Raw genomic sequence first — 17,030 nt, 5'->3', positions numbered from 1 at the left:
AACGAGGCCGACGGTCTGGGGCTTCAACCCCGGGCCATCAGTTCCTTGAGGTTGAGCTTGCGGATCAGGTCGGTTTCTTGCTGGTAGATCGACCGGATGTACTTCTGGTAGTCGGGTGCATCCAGGTACATGACCGGGGCATCGATGCTTTGCGCGACCTGGCGGAACTCGTCGCTGTTGACGGCCACGCGGAACGCGTCACGCAAGCGTTTCTCGATCGCCGGCGGAAGGCCCTTGGGCGCGCCGATGCCGTTGGGCGCTTCGACGACCACGTCGAAACCAAGCTCCTTCAGCGTGGGCACGTCCTTGAAACGCGGCGTACGCGCTTCGCCCCACGTCGCAAGCAGGCGCATCTTGCCGGCTTCGACATGCGGTGCCCAGGAGCTGCTGTCGGCCAGCAGTTCGACCTGCCCGCCGAGCACGTCCTGCAGTGCGGCAGAGCCACCCTTGTAGGCAATCGCGTTGAACTTGATCCCTGCGGCCTGGGCGAACTGTTCCATGCCCACATGCGTAGCGCCGCCAATGCCCGCGTGGGCATAGGTCACCTTGCCGGGCTGGGCCTTGGCGCGCGCAACGACATCGGCAATCGTCTTGAACGGCGAGTTCTCGGACACCGCAATGCCGAAGGTCTGGCCCGACGTGCGTGCGATGTAGGTGAAGTCCTTGAGCGGGTCGATCTGCACCGAGCCGAGCTGCGAGAAGCGGGTCACCGAAATCGGGATCTGGCCGATGGTGTAGCCATCGGGGCGGGCCGAGGACAGCGCCTTGGTGCCAATCATGCCGGATGCGCCCGCGCGGTTCTCGAGCGCGATGGGCTGGCCCAGCTCACGCGATGCGATCTGGCAGATGATGCGCATCGACCGGTCGGCCGTGCCGCCCGCAGGCCAGGGGCAGATGAACGTGATCGGACGCTCGGGGTAGGTGGATGCGAGAACGCGTGCAGGCGCTGCGGCTATGGCAGCCGCACCGAGGCCTCCGAGCACGAACTGGCGCCGTGCCATGGAACGGGATGTCTTCATCGTTGTCTCCGTGTGGTTGTTATGGAATCCGTTCAACCGATTATTCGAGAGATGAAGATTGCTATCCAATGAAATAGCAGACTGGCTTCATAATTAAACAGTTATGAATAACCGCAGCCGCCGACGCCCTACACCATGAGCCAGATCGACCGCGTTCTTCGCTCCAACCTGAAGCTGCGCCACCTGCAATTGCTGGTCGCGCTCGACGAGTTCCGCCACATCGGACGCGTTTCCGAATTCCTGTCGATCACCCAGCCCGCTGTCTCCAAGATGCTGGCGGAAATCGAGAAGATGTTCGAGCTGCAGTTGTTCGTGCGCTCGACGCGCGGCACCGAGCCCACGGCCCATGGCCGTAGCGTGGTGCGCTTCGCGCGCTCGGTGCTGGCCGACTACCAGCGCACGCGCGACGAGATCAGCGCGGCCGAAAGCGGCGGCGTGGGTCGCACCAGTGTGGGCGCGATGGTTGTCGCACTGCCCAGCCTGCTGATGCCGGCGATACTGCGGCTCAAGCAGCGTTCGCGCTTGACCACCGTCATGGTCGAGGAAGGCGATCTGACGCGGCTGTTGCCGCGGCTGCGCGTGGGCGAGCTGGATCTCATCGTCGGCCGGCTCGAGCCCGGCTATGCATCACCCGACCTCGAAACCGAATCGCTCTACGACGAGCAGATGTGCATCGTCGTGAGTCCCGATCACCCGCTCGCGCACACCGCCCAGCCGAGCTGGGCCATGCTCGCCGAGCTGCCCTGGGTCGTACCGCCGCCCTGGGCCTCGTCGCGCTCCAAGCTCGCGCAGATGTTCCACAAGCACTTTCTCGAGCCTCCCGCGGACATCATCGAAACCTCGTCGTTTCTGGTCACGCTGTCGGGCATGCAGCAGCGGCCGGCGATCGGCTTTCTGGCGCGCAGCGTCGCCGAACATTTCGAGCACCAGGGGCTGGTTCGCATCCTCAAGCTCAAGGTGCCGATTGAGCTGCCCCATGTGGGCATCATCACGCTGCGCGGGCGCGCACGCACGCAGGCGAGCGAACTGTTGATGGAGAGCCTGCGCGCCACTGCGGCCGCACGGACGTAGTTGCTTCTCGCCGGTGTCGCATGAAACTCACACCGCTGCGCCGCGCCTTCCGCTTGCAGTCATGCAGTCGTGCAGTCATGTCGCCACAACACTGGCCGTGTGCTGCGGGCGCCGCCGTGTCTGGAGGCCCGGAGCTGAACGCAGCCCGGGGCAGTGGCAGCGGGTATGACCGCACCCGGCCGGTCTGCGTTGGTGGCGGGCCGGCCGGGGCTGTCGTGCAGGGGGGTGCCCTGCGAGCCTACGCTTGCGCGGCCCACTCGGCCGCTCTGCGGGCCCGGCGCTTGCGCACCCAGATCACCACGCCGGTCACGCTGAGCATGGCCACCAGCACGCCCATGGCCGACATCGCCACGCGCCCCGGTGTGCCCAGGATGCGGCCGGAGTGCAGGGGCAGCTGGGCCTGCATGAAGACATCGCCCGCACTGCCGTGGCCGGGCACCTTGTCGCCGACGATGGCGCCGGTATCCCCGTCCAGGTAGAGCACCTCGTTGCCCATGCCGTTGTCATCCCGGTCATTGTCCGGCGTGAAGAAGGCCACGCCGTAGATGCCGAAGCGCTGGGCATAGAACAGGGAGCCTGCGGGCGCGCTCCAGCCGCGGCGGCGGCCTTCGGCTTCGGCCGCGGCAATGGCCTGTTCCCGGTTCAGCAGCGGATCGGCCCGTTCCCGTTCGCGGCTGCCTGCGCGCATCTGGAAGGGGGGGGGCGTCAGCGGCGAGAACACCGACACCAGCGGGCGCATCACCTGGTTGCCCAGGTTCAGCGACACCGAGGTCACGGCCAGCATCAGCAGCAGCCCCCAGACCCACACGCCGCCGGAGCGGTGCAGGTCGAAGTTCAGCTTGGCGCCGCCCTGGCGCAGCCGGAAAGCGAACGACTTGCGCCAGCTGCGTGCATGGGGGAACGAGATCCACAGCGCCACCAGGCAGTCGACGATCCACACCGCCGACACCACCCCCATCAGCCACACGCCCCATTCAATGTCCCAGGCTTTGGGGATGTGCATGGTGTAGTGCAGCTTGTAGAGGAAGGGCAGCAGGTGCTCGCGCGACAGCGAGATGCGCCCCCACTGCCGCCAGCCCTGGGCCAGGCCGGTGGCAGGGTCCATGGCCAGCTGGTTGAAGCCGAGCGGGTAGGGCGCGCCGGTTGCGGGGTCGATGCGCGCGGCCACGCCCAGCATGGCCGTGTGGCCGGGCTCCAGCGCCAGCGGCACAAAGCTGACCCGCAGGCGCGGGTCGGCCGCTTCGGCCCGGCGCGCCAGCTCCAGCGGCGCCAGCGGGGTCTGCGTCACGCCGGAGGCGGCCTGGAACAGCTGGGGGTTGACCCATTCGTCCAGCTCGTGGTCCCAGGCGATCACGGCGCCGGTCAGGCCGGCGACGAACAGGAACCCGGCAATGAACAGGCCGCACCAGCGGTGCAGCACCACCAGTGCGCCGCGCATGCTGCCGCGCTTCAAAACTGGTAGCGCGCGGACAGCATCACGTTGCGCGGCTCACCATAGACGTTGCTGGGGAAGCTGGCGCTGCCGGACAGCGCGTTGTAGTACTTCTGGTCGAAGAGGTTGTTGATGTTGAGCCGCAGATCCAGCTGGGGCGTGGCCTGCCAGCCCACCACCAGGTCGGCCACGGCGTAGGCCTTCTGCGTGATGTTGAAGGGCACGCCGCTGGTGGTGCCCTTGTTGTAGATGAAGCCCTGGCGGTAGACCGAGCCTCCGATGCGCCAGCGCTGCAGGTCACCGGGCAGGCGGTACATGGTGGACAGCTTGAACAGGTGCCGCGGCGTGTCGGTGTCAAACAGCGCACCCACATTGCTGGCGGTCGCATCCTTGCGGTAGCGCGCAATGGCCACCGTGTAGCCGGCGCCCACCTGCCAGTTCGGCGTGATGGCGCCTTGCAGCTCCAGCTCCACACCTTCGCTGCGGACCTCGCCCGCGGCCGAATAGCAGGTGACGGTGGGGTAGCCGCCGCACTGGGTCTGGTCCGTGCTGCGGAAGGCGCGGTTCTTCTGGTCCATGCGGAACACGGCGGCCGACGCATTCAGCGCGCCGTCAAAGTACTCGCCCTTCAGACCGATTTCGTAGTTGCGGCCCACCACGGGGTCCAGCAGCTTGCTGCTGGCGTCCAGGTAGTTCTGGGGCTTGAAGATGTCGGTGTAGCTGGCGTAGAGGGCATGCTGGTCGTTCAGATCGAACACCAGGCCGGCGTACTTCGTCAGGTGGGTGTCCACGCTGTAGCGGTTGTGGACGCTGACGGAAGGCGTGTTGGCAGCAAAGTTCGGGTAGGTGTTGACGGTGTCCTTGTAGTCGAACCAGTCCAGCCGCCCGCCCAGGATCAGCTTCAGCCGGTCGGCCAGGTTCAGGCGCGTGGTGGCGTAGATGCTTTGCTGGGTGATCTTGGCGTCCATCCAGTCGCGCAGGGGGATGTGGGGGTTGGCCACGGCGCTGGGGTTGAAGCTGTACAGGTTCAGGTTGCTGTTGAGCGCCAGGCCCTGGCGGCTGTTGCCGTCAAAGTCGATGTTCCGGTAGCTGGCACCCAGCACCAGCTCATGCTTGCGGCCCAGCAGCTGGAAGGGGCCGTTGGCATACAGGTTGACGCTGGCCTGCTTTTCCTCGTGGGCGTTGCGCGCCCCCAGCTGGCTGTAGGTGCCGGTGGTGACGTTGTGGCTGAGGTAGTGGCCCTGCATGTCCACTTCGGCCTGGGCGTAATAGGCCGACAGGTGCACCCGCCAGTCGTTGTCGAAGCGGTGGTCTAGCCCTACGAAGGCCGAATTGGTGGTCTTGTTCCAGTGCTCCCAGTCGTTGGCGTAGGAGGTGGAGCGGGACAGTCCCAGGTCGCTGCCATCGCGGGCCACCGGCAGGCCGGTGAAGCCGTTGCCCTGGAGCCTACTTTCCTGGTGCAAGGCGCTGAAGGTGAGGGTGGTGGCGGCGCCCAGGTCTTTTTCCAGAATGCCGTACAGCGTCTGGCCCTTGCTGCTTTCGCCGCGCTTGTAGCTGCCGTAGTCCTGGGTGGCGATGACGGTGCGGCCGCGCAGGCTGCCGTCTTCCGACAGCGGGCCCGAGGCATCCAGCTCCGTGCGGTAGCGGTCCCAACTGCCGGCGTTCACGGCCACGGACACCTGCGGCACCTTGGTTGGGCGCTTGCGCACCAGGTTGATGGCGGCCGAGGGGTTGCCCGCGCCCTGGGACAGGCCGGTGGCGCCGCGCACGATTTCCACCCGGTCGTAGATGGCCATGTCGGTGGCCAGCAGGTCCTGCGACAGGTTGGAGCTGTCCAGGCTGACCGGCAGTCCGTCGTACATGATGTTGTCGACATACATGCCGCGCGCATAGAAGGAGGCGCGCTCCGGCCCGAAGCGGCGGAAGGTCAGACCCGGTGCAGTCTGCACCACATCGTTCACGGTGGCCAGGCCCTGGTCCTGGATGCGTTCACGGGTGATGACGGTGACGGCCTGCGGCGTATCGCGGATGGACAGGTTGAGCCGGGTGGCCGTGCTCATGCTGCCTGTGGTGTAGGAGTGCGTGCCTTCGGTGGTGCCGCTGGCCGCCGCAGCGCCGGTCACGGTGACTGCGGGCAGGGTGGCGGCAGCGCCCGCGCCGGCCGCCGGGGCAGCGGCTGCGGAAGGGCTGTCGGCGCGCAGCACAAAGGCACCGTTGTCCAGTTGCACGGCGCGCAGGCCGGTGCCGTGCAGCAGCACGGCCAGGGCACTGGCGACAGACTGGCGCCCGCTGACACCGGCCGTGTGCTTGCCGTCGCTTTGCTGCGCGGTGAAGCTCAGGATGATGTTGGCCGTGCTGGCCAGCTCGCGCAGCGCCGGGGCCAGGGGGCCGGCGGGGATGCGGAAGTCGGCGACGGTGGCGCCGGCGGCCTGCGCAGCGCTCTGTGCGCGTGCGAGCGATGGCGCACCGCCCATGAAGCCCAGGGCCAGTGCCAGGATGGCGAGCGCGACGGGAGATGGCTGGGGACGCTCCACAGAGCGGGTGCGTTGCAAATTCGACATGGTGTTCCTCTGGATGGGACCTCTGGAAATTCCGGTCCCTCATGAGGTAGGTGCCGCGAGACAGTGGATCGGGCAGTCCGTGCGCAAAAATAATTGAAAAATAATGCAGCGGGCCCGCTACGCCGCCACCACCGTCACCCAGTACCGGGTGCGCCACTGCACGCGCACCGGCAGCACGCTGGGCAGGGTGGCCAGGATGCGGTCGGTGTCCGCCAGGGGGAAGACGCCGGACAGGCGCAGATCCGCCACCTGCGGATCGACCCGCAGCATGCCCGGCCGGTAGCGGCCCAGCTCGGCCAGGAAGTCGCCCAGGCGCTGTTCGTCCGCCAGCAACTGGCCCCGCGTCCAGGCAGCGGTCTGTTCACCGGCCGTACCGGGGGTGTCGATGGCGTCGCGGCTGAACCGGGTCTGCTCGCCCGCGTGCAGCACGCGCGCCTGGCCGGGGGCGCCCCAGGGCGCAATCTCCACGGCGCTTTCCTGCACCGCCACGTCGGTGTGCTCGGTGTGCTCGGGGTGCTGGCGCACGGTGAAGCGGGTGCCCAGCGAACGGATGCTGCCTTCGGCCGTCTCCACCCACAGCGGCCGGGGATCGGCGGGCACGCCCGGCCCGTGGCGGGTGGCGACCATGATTTCGCCTTCCACCAGCAGGATGCGGCGTTCGCTGGCATTGAAGCGCAGGTTCACCGCACTGCCGGTGTTGAGCAGCAGCTGCGTGCCGTCCTCCAGCGCAAAGCGGCGCTGTTCGCCGGTGGCACTGCGGCAATCGGCCAGCCTGGCATGCCAGGTGTTGGTACGGGACGCCAGCAGCCCGGTGCCGGTGGCCAGACCGCCCCACAGCAGCACCTGCACGGCCCGCCGGCGGGCCGCGGAAGCAGGGCGGCCACCTGTGCCATAGGAGGACAGGGTCGTGTACGCCGGTTGGGGACCAAACGACTTCATGCGCCCGGTGACGGACTCCACATGCTGCCAGGCGGCTTCATGATCGGCATGCGCCTTGCGCCACTGGCTCCACTGCTTTTGCTGCTCCGCACTGGCCTCGCCGGACATCAGCAGGGTGAGCCAGTCCGCGGCGGCGTCTGCCGTGGCCCGGCTGATCACCTGCCCGCCGGGCAAGGTCAGGGTATCGCTGTGCGCGGCCACGGTGTCAGAACGCCATGGCGAACAGGCATTCGCGGTTGGCCCGGGTCAGGTACTGCTTGACGGAGCTGGCGGAGACTTCCAGGCGCTGCGCGATCTCGGCATAGCTCAGCTCGGCCAGGTGTGCCAGCAAAAAGGCTTCGCGCACCTTGGGGGGCAGGCCGTCCAGCACGCGGTCGATTTCCTGCAGGCTCTGCACCGCCATCAGCTGGGTCTCCGGCGACGGGGCGGTTTCCTCGGGCAGGCAGGCAATGGCTTCGAGGTAGGCGGTTTCCAGCAGCTGCCGGCGGTGGCGGTGGGCCAGCAGCCGGTTGGCCACCGTCGCCAGAAAAGGGCGTGGCTCCCGGATCTGCTCGGCCGCGGTCTTGCGGTCCAGCAGGCTCAGGAACGTGTCCTGCGCCAGATCGGCCGCCGCAAACGTATCGCCCATGCGCCTGCGCAGCCAGCCTTGGAGCCATGTGCTGTGTTCGGCATACAGGCCGGACAGGTCATCAGCGAATGGGGGATCCTGGGCAGGCATCGGGGCAGGAAAGCAATGGGTTATAAATGAGAATTAATCTCATTTTAAACCGTCAGTCCGGTGTTCGCAAGCCAAAGGGCCATGGCCCGGGCCCCGGCACCCTCGGCAACCCGGGGCATTTCAGGCGGTGGGGAGGCATGCCCCGGGGGCGCGCCCCTTTCAACTGCTGCGGCGGGCAGTGGCCAGCACGATGCCCAGCAAGACCATGGTCCCGCCTGCCAGGCGGTTCAACAGCCGGGCGCGCGCAGCCCGTGCCGTGCTGGAGGCCAGCAGACGGGCAGCACCGAACACCGCCAGCACATCCACCAGGGTGTTCAAGGCCACACACATGCTCCCCAGCAGCACCAGTTGCAGCGCCAGCGGCGAGCCGGTCGTTGTGAACTGTGGCAGGAACGCCAGAAAGAACAGGGCTGTCTTGACGTTGAGGGCCTCGACCAGAATGCCTTCACGGAAGGCGCGCCGTGCGCCCTGTGCCTGGACCGTGGGCAGCGCATCCACCGGGCTGCGGCGCACCAGCATGCGCACGCCCAGATAGACCAGGTAGGCGGCGCCCACGTACTTCACCAGGGTGAAGGTCCACGCGGATTGCGCGATGAGCAGCGACAGGCCCAACGCGGCGGCCAGCACATGGACCAGGCCGCCCAGCGCGGTGCCCAGGCAGGAGGCCATCCCTTCCGGGCGGCCGCCGGCCACGGTGCGGGCGACGACATAGGCAATGCCCGGGCCCGGCGTGATGGCCAGCACCAGGGCGGCAAAGAGAAAAGCAAGCAACGACATGGAGGATGATCAAGGATGGTGTGAGGGGGCTGCGGGAGCTGTCCCAGCTGCTTCAACTGCCACAGCTGCCCCTGAAAGCGGGTGGGCAATGCCGCCATCACCGTGGGCGCGAAGCACCTGGGCGATGACGACGTGGTAGCCCTTGATCCACTGCGCCTGCCGCTGCTTGGCGGCCAGGTGGGCGGGGTGCTGCATGAGCTGCTGCAAGGCTTCCAGGCTCTCCCAGTAGTAGACCGTGGAGACCAGGCCTGCCGCAGGGTTCTCCCACGCTTCCTCACCCAGATAGCCCGGGATACCCCTGGCCACGTCGGCGATGATGGCGTCGAGCCGGTGGAACGCGTCGTCGTAGTCGCCCGGGGCGAAGGTGAAGGTGGCGCTGTACATCTCACCCTCCGTCCGGTGCATGGGCGCGGCGGCCCAGGCCGCCACCAGGCGGGTCAGGCAGGTGCAGGGCCCTCATGGCTGGGGCGCGGTGTTTTGCATGGCCTGCGCCAGGCCATGGTTGCCCACGGATTCCAGCCCCCGGATGGCGCCTTCACGGTCCTGCACCTGGTGGTGCTGGTTGAGCTTGCGCTTGCATTCCAGCCGGCTCAGCCGGATTTCGATGCCCACGATGTGCTGCAACTGCTGGGCCATGTAGTCCGAAGGTGCGTCCCCCATCTTCCAGGGCACGGGCTGGTCGGCCTCGTGCTGCCGCGTCAGGCGGCCAACCACTCCCCGCACGAACTTCTCGTCATCGCGGACGTGGATGGTGCCGTGGGCATGCACCACCTCGTAGTTCCATGTGGGCACGCGCCGGTGGGTTTCCTGCTTGCCGGGATACCAGTTGGGGGAGATATAGCCTTGCCCCCCCCGAAACACCACCAGCACCTGCTCATCGTCGCAAACCTCCTGCCAGAGCGGGTTGGCCCGCGCCACATGGGCCAGCAGCACACCGGCGCCGCCGCCACTGGTGTCCAGCAGAAAGGGCAGGTGGTTCGCCTCCAGGCCGCTGGCGGTGTGGGTCACCAGCATGCCCAGAGCGTTGTCGCGCACGATGCGGTGAAGCTCCTCGGTTCGAGGCTCGGTGAATTGCGTGGGAAGGTACATGGCGCTTGATGGCGTGTGCAGCGGGCAGCGCCCGCGAAGCCACCACTGTGCCGCCATTGCGGCTGGTGGAAAATAGCCAGTTTGGAGCAATTCAACCAGACCAGTTGACCGCCATGGCCATGCACAACGAGCGACGGACCGGACTGAGCCGGGCCCTCTACGAGGAATTTCGCGCACGCATCGCGGACGGCACCTACGCCGCGGGGACGGTGCTGCCCTCCACCCGGGCGCTGGCCGCGGAGCGCGGGCTGTCGCGGGCGACCGTGACCCTGGTGTACGAGCAGATGGCCGCCGACGGGTTGATTGACAGCCGTGCAGGGGCCGCAAGCCGGGTGGCCGCCGGTGCTGCGGCTCCGGCCCCGCCCAGGCGGACACGTGCCGCCGCCACATCCGCCGCAACGGTCACCGCCACGGCGGCGGGCGGGCTGGCCGGAAGACTCTCGCGCATCGGCCAGCACATGCAGGCCTTGCAGCTGGCAGATCCCTGGCCCACGCAGCCTGCAGAGATCGATTTTGTCTACGGGCCGCTGGCGGGCCGCGATTTCCCGACATCGACCTGGATGAAGGCCCTGCGTGCCGTGGAACGCCAGCGCATGCCGAGGCTGGAGTACGAAGACCCGCGCGGCAACCTGGAACTGCGCCGTGCGCTGCAAAAGCACCTCAGCCAGTCCCGGGGGCTGACCTGCGCGGTGGAGCAGATCCTCATCGTCAACGGCTCGCAGCAGGCATTGGATCTGTGCGCGCGCCTGCTCATCAATCCCGGTGACCCGGTGATCGTGGAGAACCCGGGGTACCGGATGGCCCACCACGCATTCGAAGCCTACGGGGCCCGGCTGTGGTCTGCCCCCATCGATGCGCAGGGGCTGGTCACGCAGCGGCTGGCCGCAGCGGGCGACGCGAAGCTGGCCTATGTGACGCCCACCCACCAGTTCCCGCTGGGCGCCTTCTTGCCTATGGCACGCCGCCGGCAGCTGCTGGACTGGGCGGCCCGGCACCATGCCTGGATCATCGAGGACGACTACGACAGCGAGTACCGCTACACCGTGCGCCCCGAGGCCACCCTGCAGTCGCTGGACGCGTACGGCTGTGTGATCCACGTCGGCACCTTCTCCAAGACGTTGTCGCCGCAGTTGCGGCTGGGCTATATGGTGCTGCCGCCGGCGCTGGCCGAGACCTTTGCGGCTGCCAGGCGCGTGAGCGACCGGCACGGTGCCACCGGCATGCAGCGTGCCTTGGCGCGGATCCTGGAGGACGGCAGCTACGACCGGCATGTGCGCCGCATCCGGCGCCTGCAACAGGCACGGCAGCATGCCCTGGTGCAGGCGTTGGAGCGCCATCTGGGCCCGCAGGTCACGGTGCAGGGCGCTGCCAGCGGCCTGCACCTGGTGGTGTGGTTCAAGGACGTGCCTGCGGCCATGGAGCCGGCGCTGGTGGACGCCGCGCGCGCATCCGGTGTCCGTGTCTACCCCATCAGCCCGCTGTATCTCCCGGGCACGGACGAGCGCCGGGCGAACCCTGCCGCCGGACTGGTGATGGGCTATGCCTTGCTGGAGCCGGACACCATCGCGGAAGGCATTCAGCGCCTGGCCGAGGCCGTGGTGCGCATCCAGCCCCACCAAGGCCGGTGAGCGCTCTGCGCCCGCGCAGCACGTACTGCGCAGCCGTTGCCGCACAGCCTTTGCATGCACTGGCCGTAATGGCCGCAAGCCCATGGACGCGCATGCGGCGGGGCAGGCCATGGCAGAACGCAGTGCGCGCGTTGAAGAGGGGATGGGGTGATGGGGGCCATGTGGGGTGATGCAGATCACAGGCCTTGGCGGCGGGCTGGCTACCATGGTCGGGCACCTGGGTGCATCGCATCCACGCCGCAAGCGCTCCGGTACGGTCAACAGTCCGGCGCGGTCAGGCCCACACAGAAAGCCCTATGCAACCCCTCTACCTCCTTCTTTGCCTGGCGGGCGCAGCCTTGCCCCTTTCGCAGTTCGTGCCCTGGCTGGCCGCGCACGGCCTGGATCTGCCGCTGCTGCTGCAACAGGCCAGCGCCAGCCCCATCGCTGCGTTTGCCTGGGCGGATGTGTTGGTTTCGGGCATTGCAGTCGCCGTGTTCGTGGTGGTGGAAGGGCGAAGGCTGGCCATCCCCCGGTGGTGGCTGCCGCTGTGCTGCCTGGCCGTCGGGCCTTCGCTGGCATTACCGCTGTTCCTGCTGCTGCGGGAGCGGTATCTGGCAGCGGGCAGGCTGCGCGCGGGTGTGGCGTGATGGCGGCGCTTGGCGTCCACGGACGGTGCATGGGCGAACTGCGGTTGTTGCAATCTGGCTTCGGGCAGGCTTTCAGGTCGTGGCACCAGCATGCGTCAGTTCGGGGATTGGCGCGGTAGCAATTTGCTTGCATGAGGTCCCGGGGCATCTTTGACCGGCGTTCTGCTCCGGGTTGAACGGCATGCTTGTACTGCCCCTTGACAGCAGCCGACCCGCAGCAGACTTCGTGGGCAAGCGCCCTAAAGCAGCCAGCTAGGTCGACTCTGTTACATTTCGTGCAAATCAACCTATGGCCCAGAGTGAGTAGTGCCCCAAGCAGGTAACGGTTTTATGAAGGATTTTATGTTCTATTTTCAATAGCGTAATAGGCATGGAATCATATAATTGTGAATTTTGTGGATCTATTTGAGTCGTATAGTTAGCGCCTGAGATTCATATCTGATAAATAAAATTAGAGACGCTAAAGCGCGTCGGTTATTTCAAGCATAGATCCCGGTCCCATGAAATATTTGTCACTGTTCCGTATGCCAACCCCAATAAAAATCACGGGGCGCTCTTCGAGTATTACGAACGCATTCATCAACTCGATAATTCCGGTTGTACCACCCAGTGCGGAAGAGGTAAAGCAGGCATTGGAAATACTTGGGATGACACCTGAAACATTTCAGTGCGCATACTGTGGCGGTGTGGCCTCGGAGTGGGATCACCTCCGCCCGCTCGTCAAAGACAAGAAACCAACGGGCTACATTTCAGAAATCCACAATCTTGTTCCATCTTGTGGAAAATGTAATCAATCCAAAGGGAACAGGGATTGGAAAACATGGATGCTAAGCACTGCAAAAATGTCGCCCACTACACGTAATATCCAAGATGTCCCAAAGAGAATCAAGCGTCTGGAGGCATATGAAAATATCAAGGCTCCAACAAAAATGGATTTTGCAGCGATTGTCGGTTTCGATGTGTGGGCTGAGCATCAAAATAATCTAGAGCGAGTGCAGTCAATTATGCGTGAATCGCAGCCTCTTGCTACAAAGATTAATATCGCGGTTGCCGATGCATACAAAGCGCTCTAAATAGGCGGTCAAGAAGGATAGTCAAAAACTGCGCTTTTTTATTCCTTCAGCGATTCGCTTTTATGCCACAGAGGCTCAGAATTAAGCTCAATGTCGTCGCCATTTGAGTCACGCCCGGAGCGTTCATCGTACCTCTGATTTTTCCAGCGTTCTTGGTCCGATGTTTGTTGAAAATCCGCGAGACTGAGTTCAAGGGCTCGCGGTTTGAAGCCTAATATGCACTGGTGTATGGCATCAGTTCCGGCACGAATGAGAGGGCGTCATGAAGCTCACTCGGCGGCTGCTCTTGGCAGAACTCGGCCGGTCATAACCAGCAGCCTAGTCAAGCGAAACCGGCACAGGTGGTCAATTCAACCGGAATACGCAGGTTCGCTCAGCGCAAACTGCTGTTCACCTAAGCGACTGACCACCACTGCGTCCGAATCGGGAAAATAAGGCAACTTGCTTCTCAGCCCTTCCTGCTGCCAGAGGTTATGCTCGTCATGCATGACGCATTCGAAGCTATAGCCCGGGTCACGTGCGATCCAGTAGTTCGGAGCGCTATCTCCTGCAGGGAAGCTAATTGAATACACCCGCAGCGGGTGCTGGGGTGTTGTGGCCTTGTCCCAAGCATTCCAAAACGCAGGATGCTTTGCCCGAAACCACGGCTCGGCAAAGGCGATGGCATGCTGAGAGTCATCCCAGACTTGCTGAATGATTAACTGAGCAGCCTGTAGAGCGGGTACATGGCTTGTCTCCTTGAGATGCTCTACATAAATCAATCGCTCCCCACACTGAAACTCGCACTGGTTTTTCGAACCATCGATGTCCCAGTGACCGAGCAGGGGTGCATTTAGCAAGTCGATGAGCATGGGCAAATTCCTCGGTCGGGATGGAGACGACATCTCTGCATGAACTTCCGCCTCTGACGGAAAGCACGAAGGCATGCCATAAGCTGCTGGACTATCTGGAAAACAGACACCGTGGTGGTCGTATTCGAGTCCGCGCAAGAGCGCAGGCTGGCGATCCGCGCGCTGTGGCGCCGCGGTGCAGCCCGGCGAAATCTTTTAGGCGGGGATGCCCGGAGCCGGGTCGTTCTGCACAGGGTTCTGGACCCGGTAACGCAACTCCGCCATGCCGCTTCCCATCTGCTGCACGGACATCAGCTTGAGCGCGGGGTAAAGAGCCTGCCGGGGGAACAACGGCTTGCCCTTGCCAAGGGTGGCCGAGCCGATCTGCACGATGATTTCATCCAGCAGCCCGGCATCAAAGAACTGGCCGGCCAGGTCGCCGCCGCCCACAATCCACAGGTTCCGAGCGCCCGCTGCCGCGCGCATGGCTGCGTGGACGGTGCGCACATCGCCGCTGGCGAATTGAATGTTGGCCCCGTCGATGGCGGGCAGGATGCGGCTGGTGAACACCCAGGTGGGCTGGGTGTAGGGCCATGGAGAACCTGTTTCGGCTGCCACCTTGTCAGCATTGCGCAGCATCCATTCATAAGTGGCGGAGCCCATGACCAGGGCCCCGACGCCGGAGATGAATTCCGGATAGCTGGACTCATTCAGCTCGCCCAGGGAGAACAGCCAGTCCAGGGAGTCGTCCTCGGTGGCCAGAAAGCCGTCCAGGCTGGTGGCGGTGTAGTAGGTGGTCTTCATCCACCAAATTGTAGGCAGCGGTTGCGTTCAGAGCCTGCGGGCAGCGTCCCGCAGCGCCTCTTTTTTCACAGCCGGATACCAAGCCTCGAACTTGCTGCGCCAACCTTCCGGAGGTTCCCGCAAAGGCCTGTGGGGGGCTTCACTCAGCGCATACGCCATGCCTTCGGTAAACCACTCTGGCGCGAAGAGCAGGGCGTGAAAGCTTCCGATGTGCTCCCTCTGAACGTGGTGTATGACCTCGTTTCGTACGAAAAACGGCTTTGAGAACAGCGGAACGTTTCGCGCAGCGTATGGCAGGTGTGGCTCGCAGACCTCAGGGCTTAACAAGGAACGTGCTGCTCATTCGGAATTCACACAACTGACACACCTGCTACATGTATCAGCTGACGGTAGCGTCTTATCAGATTGGCACAACGAATCCATGACGGAATACCCATGGCCGGTGAAAAACGCTGCCAAGCCGGCAGGCTGGCAGCACCACTGATGCAAGCCCGCCACATGTCGTCAGCCAATGGGGATGAACCAGATTGCTTTTTTGTGACTGTCACAATCGAATGCGATATTGCCGAAGTTATTAGTTACGAAAACCGATAGGATTTTCCATGCAGTTCACGCTTCGGACACGCCTCATTGCACTGAGTGTCGCAATTGTCACCGTGGCCATGCTGGCTTTGGCGGCGGCCAATTTTCTGACAATGCAGCGCCATGTCCAGTCGACCGTGGACGCACAGAGCCGCCAATTGGTTGCCGCCCAGGCGCGTGCACTGGGCGACTGGGTCGAGTCCAAACGCTTGCTGACCCATACGCTGACGCTGGCCATCGACCAGACAGACCCGCGCGGCGTGGTCCAGGCGCTGCGCGACGGGGGTGGGTTTTCAGATGCCTATGTGGGCTTTCCGGACAAGCGAACGATCTTCCTGAACCCCATGCCGGACACCTACGACGTGACCTCGCGTCCCTGGTACAAGCAGGCCGTGCAGGAGGGCAAGCCGATAGTGACTGCACCCTATCTGTTCACTTCGCCGCCCGAGGTGGGTGTGACCTTCGCCGAACCGATCGGCCCCAAGGGCAATCCCACCGCCGTGGTGGGCTCCGACGTGCTGCTGACCACCGTGGTGCGCACCGTGGCCTCCATCCGCCCGACGCCTGACAGCTTCGCGTTTCTGGCCAACCAGGCCGGAGCCATCGTGACACATCCCGACACCGCTCTGACGCTCAAGCCCGTGTCCACGCTTTCGCCCAGCCTCCAGCCGCAAGCCATGCAAGCACTGGAGCAGTCCACGAGCGGCATGCGCACGCAGATCAACGGCACCGACTATCTGCTGTACAGCCACGCCGTGCCAGGCACCGACTGGCAGCTCGTGACCGCCGTGCACCGGGGCCAGGCGCTGGCATCCCTTGGCACCCTGCTGCAGGTGTCTGCCGTCACGGTGATCGTCTCGCTGGCCGTAGCCATCCTGCTGCTCGGTGCGGTCATCGCGCGTTCGCTGCGCCGTCTGGCCGTGGTGCGCGATGCGCTGGAAGACATCGCCTCGGGGGAGGGCGACCTGACGCGCCGCCTCTCCACGCATGGCAATGACGAACTCACGCAGATCGCGCGCGCCTTCAACCACTTCGTGGACAAGATCGCGGCCGTGCTGGTACGCATCCGGGAGTCGTCGGAATCCGTGCGCGTGGCCACCACAGAAATTGCCAGCGGCAATCAGGACCTGTCGGCCCGCACCGAGCAACAGGCCAGCTCGCTGGAAGAGACTGCGGCGGCCATGGAACAGCTCACCTCCACCGTGCAACAGAACGCCGAGAACGCACGCCAGGCCAATCAACTGGCCTGCAGTGCCTCCGACGTTGCCACGCACGGCGGCAGCGTTGTGGGCCAGGTGGTGCAGACCATGGGCGGCATCGAGACCTCGTCGCGCAAGATCGCCGACATCATTGGCGTGATCGACGGCATCGCCTTCCAGACCAACATCCTGGCCCTGAACGCAGCCGTGGAAGCCGCCCGCGCAGGCGAGCAGGGCCGCGGCTTCGCTGTGGTGGCCAGCGAGGTGCGTACGCTGGCGCAGCGCAGCGCCACGGCAGCCAAGGAAATCAAGGCCCTGATCGATGCATCTGTGGAACAGGTCAACGTCGGCAGCCAACTGGTGCACGACGCCGGCGTCACCATGAACCAAGTGGTGGAAAGCGTGCGCCAGGTGACGACCATCGTGGCCGAGATCAGCAACGCCAGCCAGGAACAGAGCACGGGTATTTCCGAGATCGGCGGCGCCGTGACCCAAATGGACCAGGCCACGCAGCAGAACGCCGCGCTGGTGGAAGAAGCGAGCGCCGCCGCGCAGTCGCTGCAGCAGCAAGCCGCGCAATTGGCGGATGCGGTGGCCGGGTTCAAACTGGATGCACCAGCTTCTGTTCGGATTCGGTGACGCTGCCTGCCCCCTCCGATGTCCGCTTTGGGGCGATTGC

The 17,030-nt window shown here is 64.9% G+C and carries 15 protein-coding genes; 5 read left to right on the top strand and 10 right to left on the bottom strand.

Translation table 11 applies throughout. The annotated features are described in order from the left end of the window. Window positions 1-23: 23 nt before the first annotated feature. Entirely contained in the window at window positions 24-1,019 is a 996-nt protein-coding gene (locus QM470_RS02625) for a tripartite tricarboxylate transporter substrate binding protein (RefSeq protein WP_283338051.1), read from the bottom strand. A gap of 135 nt (window positions 1,020-1,154) precedes the next feature. On the opposite strand from QM470_RS02625, the gene QM470_RS02620 reads away from it, so the two are divergent. Further along, window positions 1,155-2,090, top strand: a complete 936-nt coding sequence (locus tag QM470_RS02620; protein ID WP_283338050.1) for a LysR family transcriptional regulator — start codon at window positions 1,155-1,157, stop codon at window positions 2,088-2,090. 238 nt (window positions 2,091-2,328) lie between these two features. Here QM470_RS02620 and QM470_RS02615 read toward each other — a convergent pair whose 3' ends face one another. The 7 genes from QM470_RS02615 to QM470_RS02585 all read right to left on the bottom strand — a co-directional run bounded on the left by QM470_RS02615 (window position 2,329) and on the right by QM470_RS02585 (window position 9,606). Then, a complete protein-coding gene (locus QM470_RS02615; RefSeq protein WP_283338049.1) occupies window positions 2,329-3,528 on the bottom strand; it encodes a PepSY-associated TM helix domain-containing protein in 1,200 nt (399 codons plus the stop codon). Window positions 3,529-3,539: 11 nt separating this feature from the next. Continuing rightward, on the bottom strand, window positions 3,540-6,083 hold the full coding sequence (locus QM470_RS02610) for a TonB-dependent siderophore receptor (RefSeq protein WP_283338048.1): 2,544 nt from the start codon (window positions 6,081-6,083) through the stop codon (window positions 3,540-3,542). Between the two features lie 117 nt (window positions 6,084-6,200). Continuing rightward, window positions 6,201-7,223, bottom strand: a complete 1,023-nt coding sequence (locus QM470_RS02605) for a FecR domain-containing protein (protein ID WP_283338047.1) — start codon at window positions 7,221-7,223, stop codon at window positions 6,201-6,203. 4 nt (window positions 7,224-7,227) lie between these two features. After that, entirely contained in the window at window positions 7,228-7,740 is a 513-nt protein-coding gene (locus tag QM470_RS02600; protein ID WP_283338046.1) for a sigma-70 family RNA polymerase sigma factor, read from the bottom strand. A 159-nt stretch (window positions 7,741-7,899) separates the two neighbouring features. Continuing rightward, the gene (locus QM470_RS02595; RefSeq protein ID WP_283338045.1) at window positions 7,900-8,517 is read right to left on the bottom strand and encodes a LysE family translocator; all 618 of its coding nucleotides are present in this window, start codon (window positions 8,515-8,517) and stop codon (window positions 7,900-7,902) included. 9 nt (window positions 8,518-8,526) lie between these two features. Further along, on the bottom strand, window positions 8,527-8,901 hold the full coding sequence (locus QM470_RS02590; protein WP_283338044.1) for an antibiotic biosynthesis monooxygenase family protein: 375 nt from the start codon (window positions 8,899-8,901) through the stop codon (window positions 8,527-8,529). A gap of 72 nt (window positions 8,902-8,973) precedes the next feature. Next, complete coding sequence (locus QM470_RS02585; protein WP_283338043.1) at window positions 8,974-9,606, bottom strand: FMN-binding negative transcriptional regulator; 633 nt, start codon at window positions 9,604-9,606, stop codon at window positions 8,974-8,976. 113 nt (window positions 9,607-9,719) lie between these two features. Here QM470_RS02585 and pdxR point away from each other — a divergent pair, with 113 nt between their 5' ends. From pdxR to QM470_RS02570, 3 genes are all read left to right on the top strand, one after another. Continuing rightward, on the top strand, window positions 9,720-11,234 hold the full coding sequence (gene pdxR / locus QM470_RS02580; protein WP_283338042.1) for a MocR-like pyridoxine biosynthesis transcription factor PdxR: 1,515 nt from the start codon (window positions 9,720-9,722) through the stop codon (window positions 11,232-11,234). Window positions 11,235-11,530: 296 nt separating this feature from the next. After that, complete coding sequence (locus QM470_RS02575; RefSeq protein ID WP_283338041.1) at window positions 11,531-11,863, top strand: DUF2834 domain-containing protein; 333 nt, start codon at window positions 11,531-11,533, stop codon at window positions 11,861-11,863. A gap of 500 nt (window positions 11,864-12,363) precedes the next feature. Further along, the gene (locus QM470_RS02570; protein WP_283338040.1) at window positions 12,364-12,936 is read left to right on the top strand and encodes an HNH endonuclease; all 573 of its coding nucleotides are present in this window, start codon (window positions 12,364-12,366) and stop codon (window positions 12,934-12,936) included. A 350-nt stretch (window positions 12,937-13,286) separates the two neighbouring features. On the opposite strand, the gene QM470_RS02565 is transcribed toward QM470_RS02570, so the two are convergent. Further along, window positions 13,287-13,787 carry a hypothetical protein gene (locus tag QM470_RS02565; RefSeq protein ID WP_283338039.1) on the bottom strand — a complete coding sequence of 167 codons (501 nt, stop codon included), beginning with the start codon at window positions 13,785-13,787 and terminating at the stop codon, window positions 13,287-13,289. A gap of 195 nt (window positions 13,788-13,982) precedes the next feature. Further along, the gene (locus QM470_RS02560) at window positions 13,983-14,570 is read right to left on the bottom strand and encodes a dihydrofolate reductase family protein (protein WP_283338038.1); all 588 of its coding nucleotides are present in this window, start codon (window positions 14,568-14,570) and stop codon (window positions 13,983-13,985) included. Between the two features lie 602 nt (window positions 14,571-15,172). Between QM470_RS02560 and QM470_RS02555 the strand changes: the two genes are divergently transcribed. Next, the gene (locus QM470_RS02555; RefSeq protein ID WP_283338037.1) at window positions 15,173-16,990 is read left to right on the top strand and encodes a methyl-accepting chemotaxis protein; all 1,818 of its coding nucleotides are present in this window, start codon (window positions 15,173-15,175) and stop codon (window positions 16,988-16,990) included. Window positions 16,991-17,030 lie beyond the last annotated feature (40 nt).

Source organism: Comamonas sp. 17RB (assembly GCF_030056555.1).
Lineage (GTDB): Bacteria > Pseudomonadota > Gammaproteobacteria > Burkholderiales > Burkholderiaceae_C > Comamonas > Comamonas terrigena.
The sequence above is the reverse complement of the archived record's forward strand: the minus strand, read 5'-3'. Positions and strand labels throughout refer to the sequence as shown.